This window comes from Magnetospirillum sp. SS-4 (assembly GCF_902729425.1).
GTDB lineage: Bacteria > Pseudomonadota > Alphaproteobacteria > Rhodospirillales > Magnetospirillaceae > Phaeospirillum.
Window position 1 is genome coordinate 144,952 of sequence record NZ_CACVCH010000125.1, and the last position, 26,827, is coordinate 171,778.

At 61.7% G+C, this 26,827-nt stretch carries 25 protein-coding genes and 2 pseudogenes; 7 read left to right on the forward strand and 20 right to left on the reverse strand.

What is annotated here, in order from left to right; genetic code table 11:
* Positions 1-4: 4 nt before the first annotated feature.
* The 7 genes and pseudogenes from MTBSS4_RS18550 to MTBSS4_RS18580 all read right to left on the reverse strand — a co-directional run.
* The gene (locus tag MTBSS4_RS18550) at positions 5-670 is read right to left on the reverse strand and encodes a TIGR04283 family arsenosugar biosynthesis glycosyltransferase (RefSeq protein ID WP_173984851.1); all 666 of its coding nucleotides are present in this window, start codon (positions 668-670) and stop codon (positions 5-7) included.
* Entirely contained in the window at positions 667-1,350 is a 684-nt protein-coding gene (locus MTBSS4_RS18555) for a TVP38/TMEM64 family protein (RefSeq protein ID WP_173984852.1), read from the reverse strand. The genes MTBSS4_RS18550 and MTBSS4_RS18555 overlap by 4 nt, the downstream gene beginning before the upstream one ends.
* Positions 1,347-2,762 (reverse strand): NAD(P)/FAD-dependent oxidoreductase, encoded by a 1,416-nt coding sequence (locus tag MTBSS4_RS18560; protein WP_173984853.1) that lies wholly within the window; start codon positions 2,760-2,762, stop codon positions 1,347-1,349. Before MTBSS4_RS18560 ends, MTBSS4_RS18555 begins: the two co-directional genes overlap by 4 nt.
* A 561-nt stretch (positions 2,763-3,323) precedes the next feature.
* Positions 3,324-4,217 (reverse strand): LysR family transcriptional regulator, encoded by an 894-nt coding sequence (locus MTBSS4_RS18565; protein WP_173984854.1) that lies wholly within the window; start codon positions 4,215-4,217, stop codon positions 3,324-3,326.
* Positions 4,218-4,294: 77 nt separating this feature from the next.
* Positions 4,295-5,245 carry a thioredoxin-disulfide reductase gene (gene trxB / locus MTBSS4_RS18570; RefSeq protein WP_173984855.1) on the reverse strand — a complete coding sequence of 317 codons (951 nt, stop codon included), beginning with the start codon at positions 5,243-5,245 and terminating at the stop codon, positions 4,295-4,297.
* A 96-nt stretch (positions 5,246-5,341) separates the two neighbouring features.
* The gene (locus MTBSS4_RS18575; RefSeq protein ID WP_173984856.1) at positions 5,342-5,962 is read right to left on the reverse strand and encodes a peroxiredoxin; all 621 of its coding nucleotides are present in this window, start codon (positions 5,960-5,962) and stop codon (positions 5,342-5,344) included.
* Positions 5,963-6,527: 565 nt separating this feature from the next.
* Positions 6,528-6,731, reverse strand: a pseudogene (locus tag MTBSS4_RS18580) (hypothetical protein); the annotation flags it as partial.
* Positions 6,732-7,321: 590 nt separating this feature from the next.
* On the opposite strand from MTBSS4_RS18580, the pseudogene MTBSS4_RS22840 reads away from it, so the two are divergent.
* From MTBSS4_RS22840 to MTBSS4_RS18590, 3 genes and pseudogenes are all read left to right on the forward strand, one after another.
* Positions 7,322-7,510 (forward strand): annotated as a pseudogene (locus tag MTBSS4_RS22840) (helix-turn-helix domain-containing protein); the annotation flags it as partial.
* A 66-nt stretch (positions 7,511-7,576) separates the two neighbouring features.
* Positions 7,577-7,882, forward strand: a complete 306-nt coding sequence (locus MTBSS4_RS22545) for a hypothetical protein (RefSeq protein ID WP_254432655.1) — start codon at positions 7,577-7,579, stop codon at positions 7,880-7,882.
* A gap of 144 nt (positions 7,883-8,026) precedes the next feature.
* Entirely contained in the window at positions 8,027-8,752 is a 726-nt protein-coding gene (locus tag MTBSS4_RS18590; protein ID WP_173984859.1) for a hypothetical protein, read from the forward strand.
* Here MTBSS4_RS18590 and MTBSS4_RS18595 read toward each other — a convergent pair whose 3' ends face one another.
* Genes MTBSS4_RS18595 through MTBSS4_RS18615 form a run of 5 tightly spaced genes read right to left on the reverse strand, consistent with a single transcriptional unit; the run spans position 8,753 to position 16,214 of the window.
* Complete coding sequence (locus MTBSS4_RS18595; protein WP_173984860.1) at positions 8,753-11,719, reverse strand: type I restriction endonuclease subunit R; 2,967 nt, start codon at positions 11,717-11,719, stop codon at positions 8,753-8,755.
* 11 nt (positions 11,720-11,730) lie between these two features.
* Positions 11,731-12,831, reverse strand: coding sequence for a restriction endonuclease subunit S (locus MTBSS4_RS18600; protein WP_173984861.1), 1,101 nt, complete (start codon positions 12,829-12,831; stop codon positions 11,731-11,733).
* Positions 12,824-14,122 (reverse strand): class I SAM-dependent DNA methyltransferase, encoded by a 1,299-nt coding sequence (locus MTBSS4_RS18605; protein WP_173984862.1) that lies wholly within the window; start codon positions 14,120-14,122, stop codon positions 12,824-12,826. Before MTBSS4_RS18605 ends, MTBSS4_RS18600 begins: the two co-directional genes overlap by 8 nt.
* Positions 14,123-14,164: 42 nt before the next feature.
* Positions 14,165-15,952, reverse strand: coding sequence for an N-6 DNA methylase (locus MTBSS4_RS18610; RefSeq protein ID WP_173984863.1), 1,788 nt, complete (start codon positions 15,950-15,952; stop codon positions 14,165-14,167).
* Positions 15,953-15,965: 13 nt separating this feature from the next.
* Positions 15,966-16,214 carry a DUF4258 domain-containing protein gene (locus MTBSS4_RS18615; RefSeq protein WP_173984864.1) on the reverse strand — a complete coding sequence of 83 codons (249 nt, stop codon included), beginning with the start codon at positions 16,212-16,214 and terminating at the stop codon, positions 15,966-15,968.
* 185 nt (positions 16,215-16,399) lie between these two features.
* On the opposite strand from MTBSS4_RS18615, the gene MTBSS4_RS18620 reads away from it, so the two are divergent.
* A complete protein-coding gene (locus MTBSS4_RS18620; RefSeq protein ID WP_173984865.1) occupies positions 16,400-16,744 on the forward strand; it encodes a helix-turn-helix domain-containing protein in 345 nt (114 codons plus the stop codon).
* Positions 16,734-17,984 (forward strand): type II toxin-antitoxin system HipA family toxin, encoded by a 1,251-nt coding sequence (locus MTBSS4_RS18625; RefSeq protein ID WP_173984866.1) that lies wholly within the window; start codon positions 16,734-16,736, stop codon positions 17,982-17,984. Before MTBSS4_RS18620 ends, MTBSS4_RS18625 begins: the two co-directional genes overlap by 11 nt.
* A gap of 63 nt (positions 17,985-18,047) precedes the next feature.
* Here the strand turns inward: MTBSS4_RS18625 and MTBSS4_RS18630 are convergent, their stop codons facing one another.
* Genes MTBSS4_RS18630 through MTBSS4_RS18640 form a run of 3 tightly spaced genes read right to left on the reverse strand, consistent with a single transcriptional unit; the run spans position 18,048 to position 19,995 of the window.
* Positions 18,048-18,737, reverse strand: a complete 690-nt coding sequence (locus MTBSS4_RS18630) for a hypothetical protein (RefSeq protein ID WP_173984867.1) — start codon at positions 18,735-18,737, stop codon at positions 18,048-18,050.
* Positions 18,738-18,746: 9 nt separating this feature from the next.
* On the reverse strand, positions 18,747-19,115 hold the full coding sequence (locus MTBSS4_RS18635; RefSeq protein WP_173984868.1) for a hypothetical protein: 369 nt from the start codon (positions 19,113-19,115) through the stop codon (positions 18,747-18,749).
* 31 nt (positions 19,116-19,146) lie between these two features.
* Positions 19,147-19,995 (reverse strand): hypothetical protein, encoded by an 849-nt coding sequence (locus MTBSS4_RS18640; protein WP_173984869.1) that lies wholly within the window; start codon positions 19,993-19,995, stop codon positions 19,147-19,149.
* Positions 19,996-20,085: 90 nt separating this feature from the next.
* On the opposite strand from MTBSS4_RS18640, the gene MTBSS4_RS18645 reads away from it, so the two are divergent.
* Complete coding sequence (locus tag MTBSS4_RS18645; protein ID WP_173984870.1) at positions 20,086-20,331, forward strand: helix-turn-helix domain-containing protein; 246 nt, start codon at positions 20,086-20,088, stop codon at positions 20,329-20,331.
* 138 nt (positions 20,332-20,469) lie between these two features.
* Here MTBSS4_RS18645 and MTBSS4_RS18650 read toward each other — a convergent pair whose 3' ends face one another.
* From MTBSS4_RS18650 to MTBSS4_RS18670, 5 genes are all read right to left on the reverse strand, one after another.
* Positions 20,470-21,483 carry a hypothetical protein gene (locus MTBSS4_RS18650; RefSeq protein WP_173984871.1) on the reverse strand — a complete coding sequence of 338 codons (1,014 nt, stop codon included), beginning with the start codon at positions 21,481-21,483 and terminating at the stop codon, positions 20,470-20,472.
* Positions 21,484-21,491: 8 nt separating this feature from the next.
* Complete coding sequence (locus tag MTBSS4_RS18655) at positions 21,492-23,231, reverse strand: hypothetical protein (protein ID WP_173984872.1); 1,740 nt, start codon at positions 23,229-23,231, stop codon at positions 21,492-21,494.
* The gene (locus tag MTBSS4_RS18660) at positions 23,232-24,092 is read right to left on the reverse strand and encodes an SH3 domain-containing protein (RefSeq protein WP_173984873.1); all 861 of its coding nucleotides are present in this window, start codon (positions 24,090-24,092) and stop codon (positions 23,232-23,234) included.
* A 315-nt stretch (positions 24,093-24,407) separates the two neighbouring features.
* Positions 24,408-25,010: a hypothetical protein gene (locus MTBSS4_RS18665; RefSeq protein ID WP_173984874.1), complete on the reverse strand. Its 603-nt coding sequence runs from the start codon at positions 25,008-25,010 to the stop codon at positions 24,408-24,410.
* Entirely contained in the window at positions 25,007-25,408 is a 402-nt protein-coding gene (locus MTBSS4_RS18670; protein ID WP_173984875.1) for a hypothetical protein, read from the reverse strand. Before MTBSS4_RS18670 ends, MTBSS4_RS18665 begins: the two co-directional genes overlap by 4 nt.
* Before the next feature lie 123 nt (positions 25,409-25,531).
* Between MTBSS4_RS18670 and MTBSS4_RS18675 the strand changes: the two genes are divergently transcribed.
* Positions 25,532-26,617, forward strand: a complete 1,086-nt coding sequence (locus MTBSS4_RS18675) for a hypothetical protein (RefSeq protein ID WP_173984876.1) — start codon at positions 25,532-25,534, stop codon at positions 26,615-26,617.
* Positions 26,618-26,827: the final 210 nt, after the last annotated feature.

Below are 26,827 nucleotides of genomic sequence, written 5' to 3' on the forward strand. Positions count from 1 at the left end.
ACGCTCACCCATAAAGCCGCTGGATGGTCCGGGGCGACAGCCCGGCGAAATAGAGGCCGAGGCAGAGCAGGTTGCGGGCCGAGCGCCGCAGCCAGCCGTCCCGCCGCCAGCGTTCGGCCGAGGTGACGGCTTGCGTCTTCAGCACGGACAGGCCGCCGCGTCCGATCCGGCGCACCAGATCCACGTCCTCCATCAGGGGCAGCGGGCGATAGCCGCCGATCTCCCGGTAGTGGGATCGGGAAATCAGCAAGCCCTGGTCGCCATAGGGTAGTCCCAGCCAGCGCGTGCGCCATTCGACCAGGGCTTCCAGGGCCCTGGCCTGCCACGCCGTCGAATCGAGGGCGAAGCGGAACACCGCCGCCCGCCGCTCGTTGTGGCGATCCGCCATGAAGGCCTCGGCCTCGGATCGCCAGTCAGCGGCCAGCCGGGTGTCGGCATGCAGGAACAGCAGCCATGGGTGAGAGGCGGCGGCGGCTCCCGCCGCCAGTTGCGTCCCCCGGCCACGCTCGGCGACGACCACAGGCAGCCCGAGATCGCGGGCCAGATCGGGGGTTCCGTCGCCCGACCCGCCGTCGGCGACGATGACCTCGTCGGCTCCGCCCAGGCTGGCGACGGCACCCGGCAAATGACGGGCGGCATTCAGGGTGGGGATGACGACGCTAAGGCTCATGGCTTGCGCCATTTCCGCATCGCCACCGGCAGCAGCGCCAGCAATCCCAGCCCGGCGAAGGCCAGGATCATGGTCGGGCTCAGCACATCGGACAGCCTGATATCGCCTCCGCCTGAGAACAAATCGCCCAGACCGGCGCCGAAGGCGGCGAAGACGAAGGTGCCGGGAATGATGCCGATGACGGTGGCGGCGGCGAACACCGGCAGTCCCACGCCGGCCAGGGCCGGAACCAGATTCACCGCCCAGAACGGAAAGGCGGGCACCAGACGCAGGAACAGCAGATAGCTGAAGGCGTTGGCGCGGAAGCCATCCTCCATGCGGCGCAGGAACGGCCCGGCCCGGCGGCGCAGGCTGTCGCCGACCACCGTCCTGGCGGCAAGGAACACCAGGACCGCCCCGAGGGTGGCGGCGGTCACGGTCAGGATTCCCCCCATCAGCGCGCCGAACAGGAAGCCCCCCGCCAGGGTCAGGATGGTGGCGCCGGGCAGCGATATCGCGACGGCGACGACGTAAACGGCCACATAGGCCAGGGCCGACAGCGCGAAATTATCAGCGACGGCGGCCTGCAGAGCTTGGCGATTGTCGCGCAGCGCATCCAGGGTGAGGTAACGGTGCAGGTCGAGGGCGAACACCATCGCCGCCAGCACGGCCAGCAGGACCAGGGGGGCTGCGCGCTTCATCCGAAGCACCCCAGCAGGCGGACCAGCCAGCGGGTGCGGCGGCTGAACAGGGTGGGTGTGTAGAAGCTGCCGGCGGCCCGCTTGTTGATCTCGCCCAAGGTCGGGTAAGGCGCGATCATTCCCGCCACGGCCCCGATCTTCAGGCCCGACGAGATGGCCAGCCCCCAGGTCTGGATCAGTTCTCCGGCATGGGGGCCGACGATGGTGGCCCCCAGGATGCGGCCCTTGGCATCGGTGATCGCCTTGGCGAAGCCCTCGGTGCGGCGCTCGGCGCGAGCCCGGTCGTTGTCGGCGAAGGGCACCTTCAGGACCCGGATGGACCCGCCAAGGCGGGCGCGGGAATCGGCCTCGGTCAGCCCCACCTGGGCCAGTTCCGGCTCGGTATAGGTGACCCAGGGCAGCGCCCGCATGTCCACCTTGGTGGGCAGGCGGAACAGGGCATTGCGCAGGATGATGCCGGCATGATAGCCGGCCCAATGGGTGAATTGCGGCCCGCCCGCCACGTCGCCGGCGGCGAAGACCTTGGCATTGCTGGTGCGCAGGCGCTCGTCCACCTGGATGCCCTTGGGGGTGACGATAACCCCCGCAGCATCGAGCCCCAGATCCTCCACATTGGGACGGCGTCCGGCGGCGACCAGCAGGTGCGAGCCCTCGACGCGGCGGCCGCCGGACAGGACAACGGCGACGCCACCGGGTATGGCCTCGATCCGCTCGATGTCGACCTTCTCGGCCAGGGCGATCCCTTCGGCGGCGTAGGCATCCCGCACCACCGCCACCGCCTCGGGATCGTCCCTGGGCAGCATGGCACCCTTGTCGAGGATGGTGACGTCGGCCCCCAGGCGGCGGAAGGCCTGCGCCATCTCGCAGCCGATGGGACCGGCCCCGATCACCACCAGATGGGCGGGCAAGGCGGTCAGCTCGAACAGGGTCTCATTGGTGAGACAGGGCACCTGGTCCAGGCCCGGAATGGGCGGCGCCATGGCCCGGCTGCCGGTGGCGACGACGAAGCGGCGCGCCTTGATGCGGGTGCCGCCCGCCTCCAATGTGGCGGGATCGACGAAGCGCCCATGGGCCTTGATGACGGTGCAGCCCAGGCCACGGAAGCGCTCCTCGGAATCGTGGGGGGCGATGGCGGCGATGACGGAATGGACGTGGTCGTGGACCGCCTTGAAATCGACCGCCACATCCCCGGCGGTGACGCCGAAGGCGCCCGCGTGCCGGGCGGCATGGGCGGCGTGGGCGGCGGCCAGCAGGGATTTCGACGGCACGCAGCCGGTATTGAGGCAATCGCCGCCCATGCGCTCGCCCTCGATCAGGACGGTCCTGGCCCCCATCTGCGCCGCTCCGGCGGCGATGGACAGGCCTGCCGAACCGGCGCCGATGATGCACAGGTCATAGGTCGCGTCGGCCATCGGGGATTTCCTCGCTTTCGCCGCCCGGCCGGCGGCTCTGATATCGCAACCGGGCCATAATCCACCTTCATCCCGGACGAAGGAATAGCCTTGCGCCAAGCGACCCCAGCGATGCCGCTCGGCCTGTGGAATGACTTTCCCGATCCGCGGATAGAGAGAAAAGTGGGGTCAAGCCCCGGATAGAGCATTGCTGGGGCGCGTGCCCACGCCCCCATCCCACCGAATGTTTTTGCCACTCCTATGCCACTTGGCGCGTCATTTTCCTGCCGCCCACGCAGCCGGTAAACCGCCAAACCATTGAAAAAGAAAGCCCCCGGTTATGCACCGGGGGCTAAGTCAAACAGGGAGGCTTCACGTCTAGGAGACGTAGGGTCAGAAGACCCGAGACCCGGGCATCACACCCGGGAACGAGCGTGGCGGTGAACACCGCCGGAACTCGCGTCCTGCTGCGACGCAGCAAGTAGTGAATACTGATATAGGAGATCGCGCTGTCCACAACCACTCTAAAAAGCGGGGTGGTGGCATGCGCCGGCCGCATGTCTCGGCGGTGGCGGCGAAACGTCAGAGGGTCTCGGCGATCTTGGACAGCAGGAAGTCGCGAAAGACGGTGATGCGCTTGGAATTGCGCAACTCTTCCGGATAGACGAAATAGGTCTCGACCTTCGGCCCCTTCAGCTCCGGCAGGATCTGGACCAGGGAATCGGTCTCGCTGCTGAGGTAATCGGGCATGGCGGCGATGCCCAACCCGCTTTTGACGGCGCGGTAGATGCCATAGATGTTGTTGACCTCCAGCACCGGCTTGCGCGGCCGGTCGGGCGACGCCCCGGCCTCCAGCAGCCAGTTGACGTTGGAGACCGGCGCCGCCACCCGGGTATCGTCGCCATAGACGATGATGCGGTGGCGGTCGAGATCGTCGGCCGACTTGGGGGTTCCGTACTTCTCCAGATAGGCCGGCGCGGCATAGACGCTGTAATGCATGGACAGCAGGTGGCGCTGGATCAGGTCGGGCTGGCGCGGCGGCATCATGCGGATGGCCACGTCGGCCTCGCGCATGGCGAGGTCCAGTTCGCCGTCGAACAGCACCATGGTCACGGCGATATCGGGATAGAGATCGAGGAAATCCTTGATCCGGGGCGTCAGCCACAGCGAGCCGAACGCCACCGTGGTGGTGATCTTGAGCGGGCCTTGCGCCCGCTCGCGGCTCTCGGTCAGCAGCGCCTCGGTCATGGCGAGGCGCGAGAACACCTCACGCGCCGTCTTGTACAGCAATTCGCCCTGTTCGGTCAGGATCAGGCCGCGGGCGTGGCGATGGAACAGGGGCAGGTTAAGGCTTTCCTCCAGCGCGCTGATCTGGCGGCTGACGGCCGACTGGCTGAGGTTGAGCACCTCTCCCGCGTGGGTGAAGCTGCCCGCCTCGGAGACGGCGTGGAAGACCCTCAGCTTATCCCAATCCATAACGACGCCAAGACTCCTCCCCACAGGAGAGCGGTTGATCCCGCCCTTATTCCCTTCGTCGGATAGTTTGACGCAACTTATGCCGGGTGTCCATGCGCCGTAAGGAAACGTTCCGCCTCCAGCGCCGCCATGCAGCCGGTGCCGGCCGCCGTCACCGCCTGGCGATAGATCTTGTCCTGAACGTCGCCGGCGGCGAAGACGCCGGGAACGTTGGTGGTGGTCGAGCCCGGAGTGGTGATCAGATAGCCCTCGTGATCCATTTCCAGCACCCCCTTGAACAGGTCGGTGTTGGGGGTATGGCCGATGGCGACGAAGACGCCGTCGACCGCCAGGTCCGACGACTGGCCGGTCTTGACGTTCTTCAGCCGCACGCCGGTGACGCCGGGCGGGTTCTGGGTGCCGACGATCTCGTCGACGACGCTGTCCCACACCACCGAGACCTTGGGATTGGCGAACAGGCGGTCCTGGGCGATCTTTTCCGCACGGAAGCTGTCGCGGCGATGGATCAGGGTGACCTTGGACGCGATGCCGGCCAGATAGATCGCCTCCTCCACCGCCGAATTGCCGCCGCCGACCACCGCGACCTCCTTGCCGCGGAAGAAGAAGCCGTCGCAGGTGGCGCAGGCCGAGACGCCGAAGCCGGAAAAGGTCTTTTCCGATTCGATGCCCAGCCAGCGGGCGGTGGCGCCGGTGCAGATGATGACGGTGTCGCCGGAATAGGTGTCGCCGGAATCGCCCACCGCCTGGAACGGCCGCCTGGACAGGTCGGCCGACACGATCATGTCGTCCATGAAGCGGGTGCCCACATGCTCGGCCTGGGCCTGCATCTGCTCCATCAGCCAGGGCCCCTGGATGGGCTCGGCGAAGCCGGGAAAATTCTCGACGTCGGTGGTGATGGTCAGCTGGCCGCCCCGCTGCATGCCGGCCACCAGCATCGGTTCGAGATTGGCGCGGGCGGCATAGATGGCGGCGGTGCATCCGGCCGGGCCGGAGCCCAAAATCAAGACCTTGCTGTGATGGTGAGCCATCGGACGCCCCCTGTCTGGAATAGATTTGTTGCAAGACAGCATAAGGAGAGGGCGCGCCGCTGGCAAGCGGCGCGCCCCTGGAAAACGTGCGTCCGATTACAGCTCGGAAGCGTGCTTGGACAGATAATCGGCGACGCCGTTGGGATTGGGCTTCATGCCGGCCTTGCCCTTGTTCCAGCCGGCGGGGCAGACCTCGCCATGCTCTTCCGAGAACTGGAGGGCGTCGACCAGACGCAGCCCCTCGTCCACGTTGCGGCCCAGCGGCAGATTGTTGACATGGCTGGACTGCACCACCCCGTTCCTGTCGATCAGGAAGGTGCCGCGCAGGGCGACGCCGCCCGGCAGCAGCACACCGTAATCGCGGGCGATGCTCTTGGTCAGGTCGGCCACCATGGGAAACTGGACATTGCCCAGGCCGCCCTTTTCCACCGGGGTGTTCTTCCACGCCAGATGGGTGAAGTGGGAATCGACGCTGACGGCGATGACCTTGGTGTTGCGCTCGGCGAACGCCTTGACGCGGTGATCGTGGGCCAGGATCTCGGACGGGCACACGAAGGTGAAGTCCAGCGGATAGAAGAACACCAACCCGTACGAGCCCTGGAGATATGACTTCAGGTTGAATGCCGGGTTGATCTCGTTGTCGGGCATCACCGCCGGAGCAGTGAAATCGGGGGCGGCTTGGCCCACCAGCGATGGGCTCTGGCACGAGTCGGACATTCTATGGGCTCCCTCAAATGGACTGGGTGAATGGAGTGATCTTGCCAAAATAGTTGGTTTTGGCGAGATACGCAATATGGAATGATTTTAACCAGGCCCATATCGCCCACAGGCATATGGCTATTATACCGTCAGGGCTTGTGCCTGCGGATAGTCGCCATGGCACGAAGCACCTCGGACCGCGCCCGCATTGGACCAGCTTGACGTTGGGATGGAGACTCTCTTTGGGGTAGACCCGGGAAATTGGCGCAACCGGTAGGATTCGAACCTACGACCTCTGCCTTCGGAGGGCGATTATAGGGCGTTGAAATATATTGAATATTATTGAGTAACAACGGGTTGCGCTGCATAGCCTTGTCCTGGATTGCATGGTTCTGCGTCCTCAGTGCAGCGCATTTGCAGCGCACGACCCATGAGCCATTTGACAGAGAAATTCGCATTCCCCACGTAAAAATCCCGCTGACCGCGATCGTGTCCCTTGGATTGGTGTAACAGCGCAGTCGCCGTTTGATCTCCGGCAGGCTTGGCCGGATTGATCAGGCTGCCGCGACGGGCGGTATGCTGGTCAGGGGATCATCACCCAGCCCATAGGGGGATCGAAAACCGGCTCCATTGGGTGCTCGACGTCGTCTTCCACGATGACCTCGAAACCCTCATTCGTCAGAAGTGATTCCCCTGGGGTCATGTAGCGGGCTCGCTGGACAGCCCATTCGTCGTTCTGCTCCAGCAGGCTGGCACCGATCAAGCGGGTGATGGCGGCTTCGTGGGGAAGGTGCCTACATTCGGTATTTTTTCACATACAGTCGATAATTGGTTGCGCATAGTCCAAAACTAAGGGCACTGATTATAGAATAAATAGGACTATCTTCATATTATTGGATAGACATTGCGCGCAAGAGCAAGATTTCTTGTAGATGTATGTCGCCTTAAGTACACGACACCTTATATTGAAGAGATAAAGAGTAAATTATTGAATGCTACACTGGTTATGATTATCTGCTTATGGATATGATTGTCCTGCCATGCTTGGATACGGCTGTGTATAGCGATGGAGACAGCCGATATGCCAAAAATATATCGACAGCCACGACCTTCGTCCGGATTCATGTCGCGCGCGCAGGTGTGCGACGAGTTTGGATTCAGCGAAAGTTTTATTGCACATCTTCCGGCGAGTATTTTGCCGCGATATGGACTTGGCTCGAAGACTTTTTACGACCGCGAAGACGTTATTTCTGCGATCAAGTCGCGCCCCTTTACCGCCCCTACAGGGCGGCGAGGGCGGCCCAGGAAGCCGACTCTTCCGGGAGGTGGCAAGTGATCTCCACACCAACGCTTACAGCAGACACCCTTTGGGTCCACATGCTGCGCCAATACGTCCTCGGTGGGGATGCCGCAAAAGTTGGCCCATATGCGACGGCAGTACTCCTCGCGCTCAAGAGTCATTGCGATCTCCGGACTGGGGCCGCTTTTCCATCGGTAGACCGCGTCGCCGAGCTGTCGGGAGTATCGCGGCGGCAAGTCATCCGTGCCTACGCTGCGCTGCGATCTGTCGGGTACCTCGAGTCTGACCCTGCGCGCCCTGGTGCTCGAGGCCGTCATCGTCTCGTGGAGCGAGTGCCGATCAAATTGGGTGACCAGCAGGTTGCCACCGCAGTTTGGCCATACATTCCTATCGAGCATAACGAAGCCAGAAAAACGCTTGCCAACCTTTTGGCTTCGGGGCATCCGCTGCCTAAGGACGGGATCGTCAGGGTCGTCATTGCAATTCAAGTGGTGGAAGCAGGCGCCGTCGGTGTGCAGGTGATCGCGGCGCCTTCCGCATCTCAAAGGGATGCTTTCCGAGCATGGGCAGCCCAAAACGCCAAGCACATCCCTGCGGGAGTCCGAAAAAAGTGGTGTCAGGGAGACACCACGGGATGATCTCAGCGAAAAGCAGTGCCTCTACGGCACCACTGGATGAAATCCGGTGTCTTGGTGGCACCAAGATGGGCTCAAAAGCAGTGCCTGGGTGGCCCCCTAATTAAAGAGATTCATAGAGATTCTTCAAAGCGTCAGGAGGGCCGCATGGCGGGAAGCAACAATGGCAAATTTGCGTCAGGAATAATCTACATCCAGACCAGCCGCAGCTTGCTTGGGCGGCTGCTTCGGGATAGGCCAATGTCGGTCCACAATCTGAATGATCGTGGGTGCAGGGTCTTAAAAATTGGCAAGAGTGTCGATAAAGACACCAGAACGAACCAGTTAAGGAATACGAATTATGGTGGCGCATCCGATTGGGTTATGTTCTCAGTTGATGGTGAAGAGTGCTTATACCCGTTCTCTGCGGCTCTATGGAATGAGCAGAAATTTCATAGATTTATTCGCGATCAAAATAAATTTACTCATCTAACCCGAGATAAATTTCCATGGTTGTATGATCGAGACGGTCATTCTTCAATGGAGGTGTATTTCGGCCCCCCAAAGCTGATGGCCAGTTACATCAGAACCCACTGCCTCTCCACCCCGGTGGAAATGAAGGCCCTTCGCGCTGCCCGGGATGAGCTTGGCCAGGCCAAGATGGCACTGATCTCCGAGACGGCCAAGCTGACCGCCGCCGAGCGGCGCCTGCAGCATAGCGACAGCAATCTGCACACAGCCAGGGCCATGGTTTCCGATTTGGAAGGCGCACTCCACGAGCGTAACGACGATCTCGCCGAGATGACGGCCGCCAGGAACCGGTGGCGCAAGGCTGCACTGGCCTTGGGCGCCATCTGCGCCCTGCTGGGCTGGTGGCTGTCAGCTGGCCGCTGATCAGTAGTATTGCCGGATGTAGTCGTAGGCCTGCTCGAATAGCTCGGTGTCCTGGTGAAGCTGGTATTTGAGCAGGCTTTTGCGCAGGGCCTTCCTGACCTCGCGCTCGCCGGCGGCGGTCTGCTGCCAGCCGGGGAAGCGCACCAGGCGGACGATCTCGTCGATATCGGCAACGATACGCTCGACCACCACCGGGGTCTTTTCCGTCCGGACCTGCTGGAACAGCTCGGTCAGTGCCGCCTTGCCGCGATCCTCGTCTTCCTCGGGTGGGGTATCCTTTTCGGTGGCCACCAATTCACGGGCCAGGTCGAGCAAGTTCTTCAGGAACTCGACGCTGTTGAGCAATCCTTTCTCGTGGCGGTCCTTCAGGGCTTCGAGCCGCTCGGACAGCCGCTTATAGCGCGGATTGCCCATATGCTTGCGCAACCGAGCCGTCACCTTGGCCTCGAATTCCTTCACCCGCTTCTTCGGGTCGGGCGAGCCCATGACGGCTTCCAGCAGCTCGGCATCCAGGACCAGTGTATCGAGGTCATCGCGGATGGCATCCACATGGATGTTCTGGTGGATCAGCTCGATGGTCTTGGCGCCAAGCGCATGCCAGATCAGCTTTCCGGTGCCGCTGGTCGGCTGAACCGAGATGTAGACTTGGGTCAGCCAGCGGTAATCGGCCTCGAACGCCGCCAGCATGGGATCGGGCGAGATGGCTTCCCACAGCTTGCCCAGCACCGAGTATTCCGCGGCAAAGGCATCACGGACATCGTTGTTGGGCAGGCAGTCCTGCGCGGCCATCAGGCCCTCATAGCCAGTTTGGGTCCGGTCCACGCCGGGGAAGAAGGCAAGGCACTTCTGCATGGCCTCGGGCAGCTGGTCGCGGAGCCCGCGGATATTGTCCACGACCTTGGCAAAGCCGGTTTCGTCGAATTCCAGGGCCTTGGCCACGTCGTCGAATACCCCGAGATAATCGACGATCAACCCGTGGGTCTTTTGGTTGCCATAGGTTCGGTTTGTGCGGCAGATGGCTTGGAGCAAGGTGTGATCGCGCAGCGGCTTATCCAGGTACATGGCCTGGAGGATGGGCGCATCAAAGCCGGTCAGCAGCTTGGCGGTGACGATCAGGATCTGGAGGGGATCATTGGGGTCGCGGAAGCGGTCGAGGAGCTTTTCCTCCTCATCGCGGGACCGGTCATAGGGTTTGAACCGCTCCTCCTTACCGGTGACCGAAATCACCACCTCGCTGGCCTCGGGCGGCAGAAGCCGATCAAGCGCCTCCTTGTAAAGCAGGCAACATTCCCGATCGAAGGTGACGACCATGCCCTTGAAGCCGTTGGGGGCGACGGTGTCCAGGAAATGCCGGGTGATATCGGCGCAGATCCGCTCAACCCGCTCGGGCGCCTTGACCAGCACCGCCATCTTCGAAGCGGTTTTGCCGAGATTGTCGCGGTCCAGATCGGACAGGTCGCCGGTCAGGGTCTGGAACGCCTGGTCGATGGCGGCCTTGTCGATGCGCAGATCCAGCAGGCGCGGCTCGAAATGCAGCTCCAGGGTGGCGCCGTCCCGGACCGATTCCTCGAAGCCATAGCGGCTCATATAGCCGCGCTCATCCTCGGGCGCGCCGAAGGCATAATAGGTATTGCGGTCGCGGCGGTTGATGGGCGTGCCGGTCAGGCCGAACAGGAACGCATTGGGTAGCGCCGTGCGCATCTTGATGCCCAGATTGCCTTCCTGGGTGCGGTGGGCCTCGTCCACCAGGGCAATGATATTATCCCGCTCGTTCAAAACCCCCTCGGCATCCTCGAACTTGAAGATGGTGGTGATGATGATCTTGCGGGTGCCCTGGACCAGCAGCCGGGTCAGGTCCTCGCAGCTCTCGGCCTTGACCAGATTGGGGACGTCGGAGGCGTGGAATGTGGAGCTGATCTGGGCATCCAGGTCGATGCGGTCCACCACGATGATGACCGTGGGATTGCCCAGCTGGGGCTGATACCGCAGCTTTTGCGCGGCAAAGACCATCAGCAGCGATTTGCCCGAGCCTTGGAAATGCCAGATCAGCCCCTTGCGCGGCGCGCCGGCCAGGACCCGCTGCACGATCAGGTTGACCGCCTCGTATTGCTGATAGCGGCAGACCACCTTGATGCGGCGCTTTTTGGAATCCGTGGCGAACAGGGTGAAGTTGGCGAGGATATCGAGCAGCACGGCCGGGCGCAGCAGCCCGTTCACCGCCGCCTTCACGCCGGCCAGGGTGCCCGGTGCCGTCTCGTCGTCACCGCGCCACGGCCCCCACAGCTCGACCGGCATGCGGATCGAGCCGTATTTCAGCTCCTTGCCCTCGGTGGCGACGCTGAAGACGTTGGCGACAAACAGCTCAGGGACGTTGGGTTCGTAATCCCTGTGGACCTGCAGGGCGCCGTCCAGCCAGCTGACCGCGTGGCGCACCGGGGTCTTGGCCTCGATCAGCACCAGCGGCAAGCCGTTGACCAGCAGCACCAGATCGGCACGCCGTTCGGCGGGCCCGGCGCGGAAGGTAAACTGGCTGGTGACGACGAAGTGGTTGTTCTCGATATCCTCGAAATCCATCAGCCGCACGGTGGTGTGCTGATGATTGGGCCCGAACGGCATGGAACGGTCGCCGCGCAACCAGGCGGTCAGCTCCTCATTGGCCTTGATCAGCCCGTCTGAGCGCACCGACAGCACGATGGCGCGCAGCTTGTACAGCACCTCGTCGGCACGGTCGGGGATCGCAGCAATCTCGGGATTGAGGCGGATCAGCGCGTCGCGGACCCAGGCCTCGACCATGACCTCCTGCGGCTGGCGGGGAACATGGGCCGGCGCCAGATAATGCCAACCTAGCCCGGCGATCCTGCCGCCAGAGCGGGCCAGACCGGGCTCGGCGGCGGTGTGGGGAAGAACCTTGCCGCAGAGTAGGTCGCGGATGAGGTTCTCGACGGAATTGGCTTCGGTGAAGGTCATAGCGTCCCCCTTCAGAGCGCCCCATTAAGCACGCATTGGTGGAGCGCCTCAATGGCCCCAAGCCTTTCCTGCAACTTCCTTCGCGTACCTTCTATTTCATGCAGCGCCTCAAGCAGTTTGCGCTGCTGGTCAAGGGGAGGAAGCGGGATTGGAGTAGCATGTACGATCTTTTGCGTGATCAGTGGCAGATACTCACCAAGCTTGCCCCTATTCAAGCATCGTCCACGCAACACCAAGGCAAGATATCGCACGTCAATGCAATCATCCAGGGATACAGGATAAAGCGCGTTATCAGTGATCCAAGCTGGGCCATCGGTCATTCGCGTCACGCCACACAACTGCCCGACTCTTCCGATGACCACCGTTTCTTGAACGACACCGGCAAGAGGTTTGGACGTGTACCCAGCGAGACCGTTGCCGCCATATACGGGGATTTGCGCGTCCGGGGACGGGGCTTGCGGCAATGATGTTACCGCTATGCTTTTGCCGCTGGTGAATTTGCAAACATCTCCTACCTTTATCTGCGCCTCAATTGGGGTGGCCTCTACAGTATTCCTGCAAAATGCCTCAGCAAGGAAATTCGCCGCTATAATTGCATCTATATATTTTTCGCGTATAGAGGCGATTCTATCCAAATGCCCAGCTACCAGAAGTTGCTCCTCCCATGGCGGCAGCAAAAACTCATGCTCGGCAAGGCTTGACCAGTTGGTCCGTGGTGAAAGCGATCCAGCCGAGGTGCCCACCGCATGGTCGAAGAAGGCATCCGTCTGGCAGAGGAATGGCAGCAGGTCCGGGAGCAACCGACTCGGGTCGGCGCTTTCGAACACGTAGATATCGCCGGAGCAGACGGCATCGAAATCGGCGACCGCCACCTTGCGCTGATAGGCGCGGCGCTTGCCGAACAGCACCTGCCCAGGGCGCACCCGCGTGGTGAAGGTAGTGCCGTCGGCAACATCGCCCCAGGACCGCACCCGCAGGTCGCCGGGGTCAAGATGTTCCAGCCCGATATAGCGTTCGATCCCTGCGGCGATCGGGTCCGCGCAGCGCTCCTTGCTCAGGCGCACCACCTCGCCGAATTTCACCCGCTGCCATCCTGGCTTCAGCTCAGCCATTGGCCGCCTCCACCGTGTCGTCGCCGACCAGCCCATCCAACATGTCCACCACGGCATCCATCTCGATCCAGAAGCTGCGGCCGGTGCTTTCCCATTCCGCCCAGGCTTCTGTCAGACTCTTCGCCCCCTGCCCCGCTGCCGAGGCACCAGCGGTCGGACGCTTGACATAAAGTGGGATGGACAGGCTCCAGCCCTGGGCCGCGATCTCGTCGATGGTGACCAAGGCGGCGAAGCCGGGTTCAGGGGCAAAGGCGGCATAGGTGGCTTCGATCCGGGTCTGGTGCTCCGGTTTCAGGAAGCTGACGGCGCGTTCGCGGGCAACTTCGTTGACCGCATCAATCAACAGCACCTTGCCGTGCCGCTCGGAGGGCTTATTGGTGCGGCAGAAGACGACGCAGGCCTCCATGGGGGAGTTGTAGAACAGGTTTGGCCCCAGCCCCAGAACGCATTCCACCAGATCGGCCTCCACCAGCTTGCGCCGCAATTCGGCCTCTTCCTTGCGGAACAGCACGCCGTGGGGAAACAGAATGGCGCAGCGGCCGGTCTTGGAATCCAGGCTCTTGAGGATGTGCTGGAAAAAGGCGTAATCGGCGCGGCCCTGGGGCGGGGTGCCCAGGAAGTTGCGGCCCCAGGCATCGCTGCTCCAGGCCTCGCGGTTCCATTGTTTGATGGAATAGGGCGGGTTGGCCAGGACTACGTCGAAGGTCTTCAGGCGATCTCGATCGGTATCCACCATGAGGCGCACCACGCTGCGCGGGGTGTAGAACTCGCCGGCTTTCTTGTTGGTTGAATCGGCGAATTGCTTGATGAGGTATTCATAGGCGTCGCCGATCACATCGGACGCCACCCGCTCGTTGCCCAGGGGCAGAGCCGAGAAGTGCTCGATCAGGTCCTTCAGCAACTCGTCGGGCAGGCGGTCCTTGTTGGTCCACTGGGCGTCGCCAAAGACACCATACAGGTGCTTCTGGTTGGCGGCCTTGATCCCCCGCATGGCATTGGCCAGCGCATTGCCCACATTCCGCGGGGCCTCGCGCACGTCTTGCCAATGGCAGCCGTCCGGGACCTGAAAGCGATGCTCGTCGGCAAAATCCGCGCCGTACTCACCCAGCATGGCGGCGTGCTCTTCATCCCAGACATCACAGACGCGCTTGAAGAACAGCAGCGGCAGGATGTAGCTCTTCCAGTCGGTGCGATCAACCGGACTGCCACGCAGGATATTGGCCGCCTCCCACAGATGGGATTCGAGCTCGGGCAGGGTGACGGGGGGTAGGCTGGCGGATGGGTCAGTCATTATGGTGCCGTTCATCCTCACAGATCATCTTTGCCCATTGCGTCATAACAGACCCGCCACCGACCAAAGATCGCTCGCCAGTTGAGATTGCTCAGCCCTCAGCGTATCAATCTCTTGCTGCAATTTTGCTTCCTGCGCAAGAGCCTCCGTGGCCTTTTGCGCCATCGTATGATCTGGCACAAGAATCGGGAGACGCATTAGCTCGCTTAGCCGGATCAGTTGAATTGACGCGCCGGACACGATTCCGCTCAGCAATTCCTGTCCGATGGATGATCGAAGTTGCACTGCCAGTGCTGGCGCGGTGACGACAGAGTCCTTGGCGACACGCAGGATCGTCGCCGATTGACCCACAACCCAGCCCCCAGGGCCGGGAGGGGGGGCATCTGGCGGGACAATCCCAACCTTTCCCACACTTCCCTTGATGATCAGAACAATGTCGAGGGGGCGCAGAAACTGCTGCGCGTTCTTAGAAGCAGTAGTGGCCTCAACCTTGACGGTTCGCCCTGGCCTCGTGATGTAGCCAAAGCTGGGCAGATCGGCGGCCCCAACTTCGAACACGTCGACTGCATCGTCCTCGACCGAGGTCGTCTGCATTGGCCGATAGGTGGATGCGACATCGCCGAGCAGGACCGTGTGTTCTCGGGTAAGCAGGGTCTGAAGATGCTTCTTGATATCGGGGAGCACATACCGCCCGACTTGTAATTGGGCGTCATTCGCAAGCACGTCCGATATGGGGACGATGGCGGAATCTGCGGACATTGCCGAGGTCAGCACCGCTTCGACAAGAGCCCCAACATTGCAAATGCGCGACCTGGCCTTGGAAATCGGCTCGCGAAAGCGCGGTGTGTCGGCGTTAATGAACTTGATCTGCTCATGACCGCCGGCGGGGTCGAGCACCAGGATAGCCAGAGGAATGCTCGTCATGTTCAGCAACCCTCCCGGCAAGGCAATAACCGCCTGCACGATGCCCCGGCGCACCAGGTCTTGCCGCAGGGCGAATTCGGACCCCGGACTGAATAAGAGGCTGTTGGGCGCAGCAAGCACCACTCGCCGCCGCGCTTGGCAAAGTAGATGCCTCGTTGCGAGAACCGCGACCGACTGGGTCCGTTCGGGAAAGCGGTCGAACCAATCGCGATCGACAACGTCCAGCTCATAGCGTTGGCCCAGCGGCGGAAACGCGATGGCGCAGTCGAACTGTATTGGCTTGCCCCCCTCAATTGCCGATGGAGAGCTGATGGGGTCGCCTTTTGAAACATGAAATGGCTTATCCGCCAGAAGGCTGATCAAGGCAGCAATGGTAGGGGGCTGAGGTGTTTCGAGATACGCCTGTGCGTCCCGCCGTGCCACCCGGGTTGCCAATTGCCCCCCATGGTCCCAAGGCGTATAGGCGCTTTCGCCCGCGCAGGGATCAGCCAAGCCAATCATCAAATCGGCCAGTTCTGCCGGTAATGCGAACCCACCCGTCGTCCATGGCTCGGCTATGACGATGGCATCAGATGCGTCTAAGTCCACCAGCACACCGGCTTCGGTCATGCGCAGGGCCAATTCGAGGGTCGGCCGAAGCGAGGCTGCGCTTAATTCACCAAGCTGCTGCGCGCCGGAAAAGGCCGGCCCCATCAGTTCGCCCTCTTGGCCAAGCCGCATCAGGACGTCGATTGCGCGCCCCGACTCTTCAAGCATCCGTGCACTGAGGCAAAGGGGCTCCGGAAGGCGTTTTGTGGACGACAGCTTTGCCCAGGCCAAAATTTGGAGGGAAAGCCTGAATGCATCCGGCATCGTCAGCGATGTCCGCAAGCTGTCGCATATCTGAAAGATCGCTTTGTCGAGCATGATGATTCGAACCTCAGCGAGGGCAGTTGTAAGCGGTGATCAGCGCGTCGCCGTCAGCAACGACGGTAACGCCGCCTTTATCGATGATCTTTTTCAAGACCCGCATTTCATCTTCAATGGCACTCAGCCTCCGGGCGGCCTCTTTCCGGCCCAGAATGAATTTGTCCTGGGTCACGGTCCCGTAATCCAGGACGATCCGGACCATGTCGGCGCTGACGCCGCGCTGGGACATCCGATGTTGAAAATGTTTGGTTGCCTGCATGATGGCTCGCCCCTCGTTACCCAGAACAATAAGCGAGATAGAAAAAACCGTCAACAGGTAATTGATACTTTTTTGTGGCGTCGATACCCTCCCCGTTAAAGCTATTGAAATTATCGCATTCTGTTGGCCAATACGAAATCATCAGGTTACAATAATCGAATTTTACGGAACGCGAAGATACCATTATGCCAACCCCACACCACCCATCCATCGCCGTTCGCCGGACGCTTCGTAAGCTTGGCCAGGATATCCGGGATGCACGGCGACGGCGGGGATTGCCGGCCGAGATCGTGGCCGAGCGGGCTTTCACCAGCCGCCCGACCTTGCGTCGGATCGAGGCGGGCGACCACGGCGTGGGCATCGGTATCTATGCCGCCGTGCTTCAGGCCTTGGGTCTGCTCGACGGGCTGGGAGAGTTGGCCGATCCGGGCAAGGATTCCGTCGGGCTTGCTCTCGCTTCGGAACAATTGCCGGAACGGGTTCGATTGCGCCGCCCCCGCAAGGTGGAGGAGTCCGACGATGGCCGATGACATCGAGGTGCATATCGATTTTGCCCTGGGCATGAAGCGGGTGGGGACGCTGCGTCGCCAGCCCCGGCGCGGCGGCGAGGCCACCAGCTTCGAATACCATCCTGATTGGCTGGGTGACTCGACGCGATTCTCGCTGGAACCGGCCCTGACCCTGAACCGCGGGGCCTTTGCCCCGGCTGAGGGCTTCCAGATCTTCGGCTCCATCGGCGATTCGGCGCCGGACACCTGGGGACGGCGCTTGATGCAGCGTGCCGAGCGACGGCGTGCCGACCGCGAAGGGCGGGCGGTGCGGACGCTGATGGAGGCGGACTATCTGCTTGGCGTCGCCGATGTTTCCCGCTTGGGTGCCTTGAGATTCCGTCTTGCCGGCGAGAATCAGTTCCAGGCGCAGACATCGACGGGCGTGCCGAGTCTGATCGAGTTGGGACGCCTGCTTCAGGTTACAGAGCGCATTCTGCGAGACGAGGAGAGTGACGAGGATCTGCAATTAATTTTCGCGCCGGGGTCATCGCTGGGTGGGGCACGGCCAAAAGCCTCGGTTATCGACCAGCATGGCCGGCTGGCCATCGCCAAATTTCCCAAGGAAACCGACGATTATAGCGTTGAGCTCTGGGAGGCCGTGGCTCTGCGACTTGCTGCCGGTGCCGGCATTCGCACCCCGGAGCATGAACTGATCCGGGTGGCGGACAAGCCCGTCCTGTTGTCCCGGCGCTTCGATCGCGTGGGTGGAGCCCGTGTTCCTTTCCTTTCGGCCCTGTCCATGATGGGTCTGAAAGATGGTGATCACGGCAGCTACCCCGAACTGGTCGATGTTCTGACACAATACGGGGCTGGGGCTGCGCGGGATGCTCACGAACTCTATCGGCGCATGATTTTCAACATTCTGATCTCCAACGTCGATGATCATCTGCGCAATCACGGTTTCCTATGGGCAGGGCAGGCTGGTTGGACGTTGTCTCCCGCCTACGATCTGAACCCGACTCCGACCGATATGCGCCGACGCATACTGACCACCAATATCACCCTGGACGAAGGAACCTGCGACCTTGAGCTGGCGCTATCGGTTGCGGGCTACTTCGGCCTGGGGATGGCTGCCGCGAAGGCCATCGTGAAAGAGGTGGCGGCGTCAACCGCGACCTGGCGGGACGTTGCCGCCGCACTGGGGGCACGATCGACTGAGATCAGGCGGATGGAAAGCGCCTTCGATCACGATGATCTTGCCGGAGCCTTGGCATTGTAAGTCGATCTCGGCTGCCGGGTGTGCCGATGCATTCGCTCTCGAAGTGGGTCCCCCTGCGGTTTATCAGCGGGCGAGGATGGCACGCAGCAGATCGGCGTCATTGCCGCCCCTGCGGGCATGGCGGGCGACGGCGCCGCCCAGGATCCGGGCCTTGACGTTCTCGATCTGGGCGGTCAAGTGCCCGAGCAACTCGCGCTCCGAGGATTGCCGATCCCATCGGGCGATCTGGAAGCAAATGGCCTGGAACAGAGCATCGTCCAGCGCCCGGTGCCGCCGCAGGCCGGCGCCGTGAAATACTGCCGATCCGATCACTTCCAGGTCTTCAGCCGAGATCGAGGATTGTTCGGCAGTCCGGACCAGGATGGTGTCGCTGTCCTGGATGACATGGGGACCGGCTGCCTCGCCATCCATGCAAGGGAGCAAGGGGATCACCGCTGGGATATAGGCGGCCACGAAAAGCCGCTGCAGCCAACGTGCGTCGATTCCGGGACTGTCGGTGGCGATTTCGGCCCCTGACAGCATGTCATTCAGGGCAGAGGCCACCTCGGTGGCCGGCTCGCCGAGGCGCCGGATGGCGTCGGGCGCCAGGCCGTGGATCAATTCGGCCTCGGCGGACCAGTCCGTCCAATCCGGCTCCGGAGAGATCAGGGCGACATAGCCGGCGCTCAGATCCGCGGCGACCCAGCCAATCTCGATGGGATAAGAATGGGGAGACAGCAGGCTGCTCGCTTCGATGTCCAGCAAGGCCAGCATGATTCCGCCTCAGGTTTTCGCTTGTGACGGCATCATTCGCGATGGGCCGTCCTCGCCGTCGTCGTCCAGGGCTTCCATGTAGCGCCGCGTCGCCTCGAGATGCGCGAGCAGCGCCGTGTCGCTGCAATTGGCGATCCAGTCCTGAATGACCGCCTTGCGGCTTTCCGGCCAGTCGGGCATGAACAGCACCGGAAAGCCGATCTCACCCGCGACCAGCAATGCGGCGGGGCTGGCCGCCATCACCTCGTGCTCGCCCTTCAGCCAGCCGCTCCACCAGGCCCTGGCCGCGTCCGAACCATCGGCATGGGGACATTCGGCGGTGAAGCGCAGCGGCAGCATCGCCAGGCCGGCGTGGTAGCCCTCGGTGAACGGGTCCATGTCCTCTCTCCGCGAAATTGAGTCGCCGGTGTCATGCCGTCGTGGCGGTGCCGAGCAGGGTCTCGCGCTTCAGCGCCGCCGGCCAGCGCATGGCGGGCTCGATCATCTCCGGCGTGACGGTGAAGGTCGGGTGGTCGGGGGCGGGGATCCAGCCGCTGTCGAGGAACAGGATCGCGCCGTCCGTACCCTCGGTGACGGTCCTGAGGGCGCCGATGCGATCCACCCATCCCGGTGAATGAGTGCGCGTCACGGCGCGCTCGGGGAGCAGCGGCTCTCCGGCCATGGTCCAGTACTCGAGATCCGTCAGCCGTCCGTTCATGCCGTGGGCACGGATCATTTCGATCAGGAAGGCGGTCAGCGGCCGCCGCGCCGCGAGGCTGACGATGGGCACGAATTCGTAATCCTCCGGGCCGGGGCCGAACCACATGGGCGCGGTGATCGCGTCGGGGAAGACGCATTTGGCAGAGCCATCACCGATCCGGCCGACACAGAAGATGGCGCCGGTCACCAGCGCACCGGCCCTTTCGTGCAGGCTCTGGATCATCTGGCCGGAAGCCCGGTCGAGCAGCGCCATCCAGGGACGCAGGATGCGGTCGCGAAAGTCGGGATCGGTGGGCCAGGCATGGTAGATGCCGGGGACGTAGCAACGATAGCTCCAGCCGGCGAAATTCACCTGCTCGTCTCGGGTGGGAAGCGGTGACGGCAGGGGAGGGCGAAGGTCCAGCACCGGCGGGACCGAGACGCCGGCCCGGGCCAGGAAAGCGGCCTCCATGCGGGCGACCTCGCCGTTGAAGCGTTCCGTGGCCTCGGGCGGGCGGATTCGCGTCGCCATGCCGGGGGCATCGAAGGGCGGGAAGGGGGAGTCGAACGTTTCGGGCATCGTAGGCCTCCGGCACGGACGAGAGCAATTAGTCCAATTCGACCTAATATGCCGATACGACCTATTTGTTGTCAAGGAGCAGGAGGGCGCGTGGGAACTCGTGACAAATACGACCCGGCCTACAGGGCCATCGTCGACGGATTGATCGCCGAGCGGAAACGCCAGCGGCTGACCCAATGGGATGTCGCCCGGATGATGGGCGTCGAGCAATCGCAGATCTCGAAATTCGAGCGCGGCGAACGCCGGCTCGATATCCTCGACTATGTTCGCTATTGCCGCGCCATCGGGTTGGAGCCCGGGCTTTTGCTGAGAGTGAACCTTGCAGGCGGGGATTGACCCTCCTACGAACAGAACATGCTGAATTCAGCAACTGTCGCCAGGTTTCTGCGGTGACAATGCCATATTGCCTGGAATCACAATTCGTTGATGGGGCATTGGGGGCTCGAGGCGGGTAATGTGGGAACCCAAAAAGATCTACCTCTCCAGGCGGGCTCCCGTCAGCGTGAAGAAGCGATCCAGACTCATCAAGAATGGGGCGGGTTGAATGCCAAGGAAACCTCCACGATCAAACAGAGGAATCGGGCGGTCAATCCGGGTTGTCAGCTTTAGCTCTCCGCCGCTTTCTACGTACGCGCCGATCTTGGAGGCAACGTCACTGGACAAGCGCGGGTCGACTCGCTGGCGGTCGAGTTGCTCGCGGATGCTTTTCGTTAATTCCGCTCCCATGGTCGTTGCCAATCTATCCGCATCCTCGGTCACCAGAGCATCTTCGGCGGCCTCCGTAAGCAGGCGCTTACGCAGGCCTCGATCCTTAATGCCGACCGACAGGTCCGCCAGTTCAAGACGTGCTAGGTTATCGACCATGACTGGCGCATCGCGAAGTAACAGCATCGGATTTTGTGCCATGACGGCATCGCGGGTTTGGCGACCAAAGTCGGCAAGGCGTTGATCAACGCGATCGAGCGCCAACGTGAAGGATGCCCCTCCCAGATCGTCCAAATCCGCAGAAATTGCCACCTCGCCCCGCTGTTTATCTGGAGCAAGGCGGAAATAGAGTTCTGATTCCCCGGTCACGACGGAATAGCCCATGCCGATGAATCGTTCAAGATTGCCGTCGGAAGAGCCTTTGCGCTGAGCCTGGGCAATTTCGAGCATGGGTATGGAAATACCGGCAAGCTTGATGCGCGCAGCCGACAACTGATCGCGGTAAGTGTCCAGGTCAGAAATCTTGGCGTTCTTCACGGTCACGCTGGGGCCTCGTCCGTCCGGACTGGTCAGAGTCACGTCCGAAAGCGTCACGGAACGCCCAAGGATCGAGGCGTTGACGGAGCCATATCGGATGACTCGATCAAGATCGAGGCCGATTAGGGTCCGCTTGATCTCTCGATCAGCTTTATCGTCGGCCCAATGTTGCAGGCCAAAATAGCCTGCGAGGACCAGGATGGCAGTTCCGGCGGCGGCGAACTTGATGAGTTTGGACTTTTCCATATTGAGACTCACTGAGTGCTGCCGGTTTGCGCGGAAAGTTCGGGATAGCGCCGACGGACGAGGCTGGGCACATCATCCGCGTCGGCGCAGCCATTCCGCTGGCAACCAGACACCGACTTCACGGCCAAACGCCCCACATAGGGTTTGCTGTCCGCCCTATTTGCGTTATCAGCCTGAAGATCGCCGGACACCACGTACCATTGTCCCTTGACAAGTTCCGGTAGCCCGCCGGCCAGATCGAGCTTCAATCGACCGGGCCAGGCCGTCTTGACCGAGGACGTTCCATTCCCACCCGCCTTCACCATGAAGATGGCGGGCTGCGGCCCCCCTTGCACGAGCGAGCGGCCAATGGTGGCGCTGACTGTGGACAGGGCGCGGCTACCGTCATGGAAATAGGCCACCCGTGCCGCATGGCTGGCGTTAGGAAGAGTGCGCAAGTCTGCTTCCGCCTGATAGCGCTGCTGCATCAAGGCCCGCTGGCGCCCCTTCTCCTCTTCCGCCCTGCGCTTGGCCTCAACTGCTACAGCGATGGCCTGCTCACGTGCCTTGGCGGCATTGACCAAATCGTCCGCTGTATAGGAGTAAAGCACTTTGGCGGAATCGCGATCACGATAGGCCGTGGCTTCGATCAACTCAAACGTCACGTGAGCAATGCCGTCAGGAGTCGCGGGAGTAAAGGTCGGCTTGACTATCAGCTCCAGATACACATCGCGACGGCCGTACCGCTTGCGATCGATATAATCAACCAATGCCTCGGCCTCGCTTGCATTTGCCGGCAGACCAAACACCGTCTTGCCCCCACCCCAACTGGTCGAGAACCGGGTAATGGCCGCTCTTGAGCTACCGGAACAGAAGGTATTCGGAGCATCCCAGTAAGAGCTTTCCGCCAGAGGCGCGAACTCGAATGAGCCGGCTTTCGGGTCGTACTGCCCAAATCGCGCATTGAGGGTGATGCGGATGTAGGGCTTCGCCACCTCTGACATCAGCGACGTCTTTGCTTTCGCCAGGTAGTCGGTTAGTCGAAATTCATTTTTGGCGACAGGCGCAAAATTTCGGCAGTCGGATGCGGAGGCATAGGACTTGAGAGTTTCCGTATTGTCCGCCGCCACCGGATATTCCTTCACATAACGGAATATCAGCGGCCAGTAGTCGATCGGATCCGCCAATTCACGAAGCGATCGAACCGGAACGGGAGGGGGCGCGACCGCAGCGACCGGAGACGGTGGTGCTACCGGTATCGGAACCGGCGGCACAGGTGCTTGTGTCGCGCTCGGAGTCGCGGTGGGAGCCGGAGTAGGGCTGGGCGGGGCAACGGCAACAATCTGGGGCGGAGGCTGCTGTGGAGCAACCTGCACATTAGGGGCCGTTTGTGTCTGTTGCGGTGTGGTCACCGTCGTGGTGGCCCAACCTGCCGCCTTGGATGAGGTATAGGTGGTTCCGACTTGGGAGCGGTCAGATGCCTTGTATGCGGCGGCGGCAAACGTTGTCGCAGCCGGGCATTCTTGAGCCAGAACCGGTGCCAACTTGGGAAGAAATTCGGTCACGCCACCCTGGATCAATGGGCTGTTGTCCTTGAGCATAAGGGACAGAGCCAGGGCCGGCCGACACCACGCGCCGGTAGCGTCGGGTTGGGCGAAAACTTCTACGCCCATCTTCTCAGAATAAGCCAATCGATGCGGATCGGCGGCGAGTGTCGATTCCGCTGTCAGGATCAGCGCCGCGGCGGCGATGGCCACTTTGTAACGCATCTACAGGATCTCCCAGGCGCCATCCGTACCCTTGCAGGCCTTCACGTTCTGCTGACCGGTCTGGCCATCCTTGGCCGTCACTTTGACATCCATCGTGCGGCAGGTCGATGCGGTGGTCACTTCCTGGGTTACGGTATTCGCGGCATCAAGATCAACGGCACGATCCTTTTCGACGGTATCGAGATTTACCGCAGGACGCACACTTGCAGTGGGAACTGATGCCACCACGGTTGTCGGAGATGCCTTCTGCACCAGTGAGGCAGCGACATAGCCGACGGTGCGCTTGCCTCGCCCGACGACGATCCAGTCGCTACCCTCGACCTTACCCACAGCGGTGAAGAGCTCGCCGACCTTCAGCCCATTGACGATTTCAGAATCTGTGGTGGGGGCGGTGCGGACATTGGCGGCCTTCTTTGCCTCCCAGGTTTCCCCGATCAGCTCAAGCTTTGGCAGGGGAGCCATCCGCTTTTCACGGACAAGAGCGACTGTACGCTGCTCGGTCTTGGTTTCCTGGGGAGTGATTACCGCCGAAGCGCCCGTCTGCGGATTACTCCATGTGACCTTCTCGCCATCCTTCGCCGAGGTTACGGCCTCTGCGGTCTTGGCATCGACAGCCTGGCGGTCCTGGCAGTCAAGAAGCGAACCAACTTGCTGGCCGATCAAACCGCCAACTGCCGCACCTAGAAGTGCGGTTCCAATCTTTCCGCTGCCTTTACCCAGGAGCATGCCGGCGGCAACGCCGCCTACGACTGCGCCGATAGCGGCGCCGCCGGCCTTACAGTCATTATCAAAAGCGGTCTCCACCGTCTTGCAACCGGTCAGGACAACCGGGACACAGATCGCCGAGGCTAGCAAGGACATCCGTCCAAGCCTGGAGGTACCGCAATGAGCCATGATCTTCCCCAAGGTGTATGTGCGCGACAGCAACTATCTCTTGCCGAGTCCTGACCGTCAAGCGGACCCTAAGGTGTTGTTGGTCGATATTTCGCAGATTGATGGTCCATCCATCCCAACGATGGACTTCAGCAAATTCTCGATCCATCCATAGTCATTGTGAGAGGCAACTCCCCGTCCCATGGCAACCCGGACGGACGAGCGGATTTCCCACATTATCGGCAGCAGGCTCTCTGCTCATCCCAAGCTCCTATTCTGGTTCCATTTTCCTGACGACGTCCATCACCGCCACCCAATATCAACGCCATGGCGAAGGGCGTAGACGCACACCGCAGAAACCGCTTCGACAAGATGGAAATAGCCGTCGGCGCGAATGCTTCCCGATTTGATTTCGCCTCGCCGCATTTCGAGGAATCGTTCGGCATTTTCATGCATGGTCGCCGCCTCCATGCCACCCTCGACGCCGTGTCCGTAGACCGTATTCAGCCAGCCCATATCGTTGGGTTCGAACCCGATCATTTGGCCAAGGGTGAAGGGCGACAGCGCGCCACAATTCGCCCTCGGCTCATCGGCATAGATGTTGGTGAACACGAACTCGCCGTCATCGACGCCGGCCAAGGCACGGCTGTAGGTCACCGCATAGTCATTGACCTTTGCCCATTGGACCAGACTCACCAGGCGGCGGGCGGCGGGGATATACCGCACCTCCAGCCCCTCGATGGCTATCGGCGACACCGGCTCCATCCGGATCACCGCATTTGTCGGCAATTGCAGTCCAGCTTCGATATCCGCCGTGATGGCGGCGGGCACAGTGACACGCGGCGGATTGTCACCATAAAGGCGGTGGCTCGGCCGGTCGCGCAGCGCAAAGAATGTCGCGCTCATGCCAGCTCAGGTTGGTCCGCTGACGAACGCTCGGCGCAGAGCTCTCTGATCAATCGAACCGAGACGCCGGCAGTCGAATCCGACAGGGCCTTTGCCAGTTCCGCCGCCGAGACGCCGCGAGCCCGTGCGGCCAGGATGTCGTCCTTGATGGCGAGAATGCGTTCGCGGGCGATCACCTGCTTCGGAGTCCTTCCCGACAAAGAGCGCACCACCGCCCTCCATTCGTCGATGCTTTTTTCCGTTCCGATCGTTGGAAGAGCCTTTTCCGAAATTCTTGCCACGGATTCCTCCGACATCTGAATTGCCATGGCTAAATATATGGCCGGCAGGAGCGGAAATACAGAAAAATGTAGTAATTGACTAACCGTGCAATTGTACGCATTCAGGTGCAATGTCATGCATTAACCTGCAATGTTCGTGATGTGATGTAGTGGTCCAAATAGCAGTTATTCTGCTAACTGGACCACTACATCATCACTCATATATAATCATTGGTACCCATGGTTGCGGATGGATTGCCAATGAGCCGATTTCGCCTAGCCCCGGGTTGGGATGACGACGATTTCCGGATGGGGCGGCGGAACCGTCGAAACGGTGCGGCCCAATCCGATGCCACCATTGCGCTTGCCGATCTGGCAAGGCCTCGTTTTGCTCAGGACGGCGCGTTGAAGGTGCGGCCCTGGCCGATCCGCCTCCGGACCTGCCTCGCCAAAGGCGGGCGAAGTGGCAGGGGACTCCAGGACTATATCGATCGCTGTGAGAAAGGCTCGCTCACCGAGGCCGAACGACAACAATTGGCCAAAGATGGCCATCTTGAGGACCAGGAAGAGGTTGCGGCTCTGTACGGCAATCTTGGGCAGAGCCGGGAGGAGAAAAGCCGGTTCTGGGACGCCGCCTACGAGCATGAACGGGGTGTGCGGCCAAGTGGGCAGACGACAATCTGCAATCACCTCCTGGTGAACATTCCGCACTGGCTCGATACACCCGATTCCATGCGCGCCATCATCCACGGCATCGCCGATCTCCTGGAGAGCTATGTCCATCCAGCTGATCGGGAGCGCGGCATGGTATTGGGCTGGTCAGCCGCGATCCATCACCCTCCGGTGAACAAGGCCATTGCCGATGCGCTGGTGGGAAAGCTGACCGAGGATCACGAGTACAAACTGCTCGGCGATCCGCGTCACCTCCATGCCCATTTTATCTACCACGACCGGCCGGCATGGCGGGGGGACGATGGTGGCTGGCGGTTTGGCCGGATGAAGGTCCGGATCGGTGGTGCCGGAGCATTGATGGAGCTGCGCGAGCGTATTGCCGCAGTCATCAATGCGGAAATCGAGCGGGATGGCCGCTCCCAATGGCGGGTTTCCGGCAAGAACTACCGCAATCTTGGCGTCGACGTCGCTCCGCTCAAATACGAGAGCGACAAGGTCTACCGTGCCCATGGCAGGAATCTCTCTTCCATCCGGGCGACCAGCTATCCTGTTCACCATGCTGGTGGAGCGAGGCTGCCAATTGAAGGCGAGCGATGCCCCTGTCACGGCGGCCTTTGCCGACGAGCTGATTGGGCATCTGCGGCAGGCGGTGGTGAAGTCACGGCCTCCGAATGAAGAGCCGCCTCGCCCGCCATCTGCTCCGGCGGTTCACCCGACAGGTATCGAGCCCCTGAAGCGCCCAAGGGATGGCGGCATTGATGGAATATAGCGCCTTGGGTGTGGGAGATTGATCGCCGCCACCATGATGGCGTTGACGTGAACGGCTGCTATGTGGGAGGGGGCTCACACTCAATAGCGCTTGGGGCGGTGACCGAAGCGGGCCGA

What these genes read in the sequence shown, in the direction of transcription:
- MTBSS4_RS18595 (WP_173984860.1), bottom strand. Translation starts at nt 11,719, where the DNA reads ATGACCTTCACCGAAGCCAATTCCGTCGAGAACCTCATCCGCGACCTA.
- MTBSS4_RS18600 (WP_173984861.1), bottom strand. Translation starts at nt 12,831, where the DNA reads ATGGCTGAGCTGAAGCCAGGATGGCAGCGGGTGAAATTCGGCGAGGTG.
- MTBSS4_RS18630 (WP_173984867.1), bottom strand. Translation starts at nt 18,737, where the DNA reads ATGCTGGCCTTGCTGGACATCGAAGCGAGCAGCCTGCTGTCTCCCCAT.
- MTBSS4_RS18565 (WP_173984854.1), bottom strand. Translation starts at nt 4,217, where the DNA reads ATGGATTGGGATAAGCTGAGGGTCTTCCACGCCGTCTCCGAGGCGGGC.
- MTBSS4_RS18665 (WP_173984874.1), bottom strand. Translation starts at nt 25,010, where the DNA reads ATGAGCGCGACATTCTTTGCGCTGCGCGACCGGCCGAGCCACCGCCTT.
- MTBSS4_RS18615 (WP_173984864.1), bottom strand. Translation starts at nt 16,214, where the DNA reads ATGCAGGCAACCAAACATTTTCAACATCGGATGTCCCAGCGCGGCGTC.
- MTBSS4_RS18640 (WP_173984869.1), bottom strand. Translation starts at nt 19,995, where the DNA reads ATGCCCGAAACGTTCGACTCCCCCTTCCCGCCCTTCGATGCCCCCGGC.
- MTBSS4_RS18660 (WP_173984873.1), bottom strand. Translation starts at nt 24,092, where the DNA reads ATGTCCTTGCTAGCCTCGGCGATCTGTGTCCCGGTTGTCCTGACCGGT.
- MTBSS4_RS18620 (WP_173984865.1), top strand. Translation starts at nt 16,400, where the DNA reads ATGCCAACCCCACACCACCCATCCATCGCCGTTCGCCGGACGCTTCGT.
- MTBSS4_RS18550 (WP_173984851.1), bottom strand. Translation starts at nt 670, where the DNA reads ATGAGCCTTAGCGTCGTCATCCCCACCCTGAATGCCGCCCGTCATTTG.
- MTBSS4_RS18590 (WP_173984859.1), top strand. Translation starts at nt 8,027, where the DNA reads ATGGCGGGAAGCAACAATGGCAAATTTGCGTCAGGAATAATCTACATC.
- MTBSS4_RS18670 (WP_173984875.1), bottom strand. Translation starts at nt 25,408, where the DNA reads ATGACATTGCACCTGAATGCGTACAATTGCACGGTTAGTCAATTACTA.
- MTBSS4_RS18610 (WP_173984863.1), bottom strand. Translation starts at nt 15,952, where the DNA reads ATGCTCGACAAAGCGATCTTTCAGATATGCGACAGCTTGCGGACATCG.
- MTBSS4_RS18635 (WP_173984868.1), bottom strand. Translation starts at nt 19,115, where the DNA reads ATGGACCCGTTCACCGAGGGCTACCACGCCGGCCTGGCGATGCTGCCG.
- MTBSS4_RS18560 (WP_173984853.1), bottom strand. Translation starts at nt 2,762, where the DNA reads ATGGCCGACGCGACCTATGACCTGTGCATCATCGGCGCCGGTTCGGCA.
- MTBSS4_RS18575 (WP_173984856.1), bottom strand. Translation starts at nt 5,962, where the DNA reads ATGTCCGACTCGTGCCAGAGCCCATCGCTGGTGGGCCAAGCCGCCCCC.
- MTBSS4_RS18605 (WP_173984862.1), bottom strand. Translation starts at nt 14,122, where the DNA reads ATGACTGACCCATCCGCCAGCCTACCCCCCGTCACCCTGCCCGAGCTC.
- trxB (WP_173984855.1), bottom strand. Translation starts at nt 5,245, where the DNA reads ATGGCTCACCATCACAGCAAGGTCTTGATTTTGGGCTCCGGCCCGGCC.
- MTBSS4_RS18655 (WP_173984872.1), bottom strand. Translation starts at nt 23,231, where the DNA reads ATGCGTTACAAAGTGGCCATCGCCGCCGCGGCGCTGATCCTGACAGCG.
- MTBSS4_RS18650 (WP_173984871.1), bottom strand. Translation starts at nt 21,483, where the DNA reads ATGGAAAAGTCCAAACTCATCAAGTTCGCCGCCGCCGGAACTGCCATC.
- MTBSS4_RS18675 (WP_173984876.1), top strand. Translation starts at nt 25,532, where the DNA reads ATGAGCCGATTTCGCCTAGCCCCGGGTTGGGATGACGACGATTTCCGG.
- MTBSS4_RS18625 (WP_173984866.1), top strand. Translation starts at nt 16,734, where the DNA reads ATGGCCGATGACATCGAGGTGCATATCGATTTTGCCCTGGGCATGAAG.
- MTBSS4_RS18555 (WP_173984852.1), bottom strand. Translation starts at nt 1,350, where the DNA reads ATGAAGCGCGCAGCCCCCCTGGTCCTGCTGGCCGTGCTGGCGGCGATG.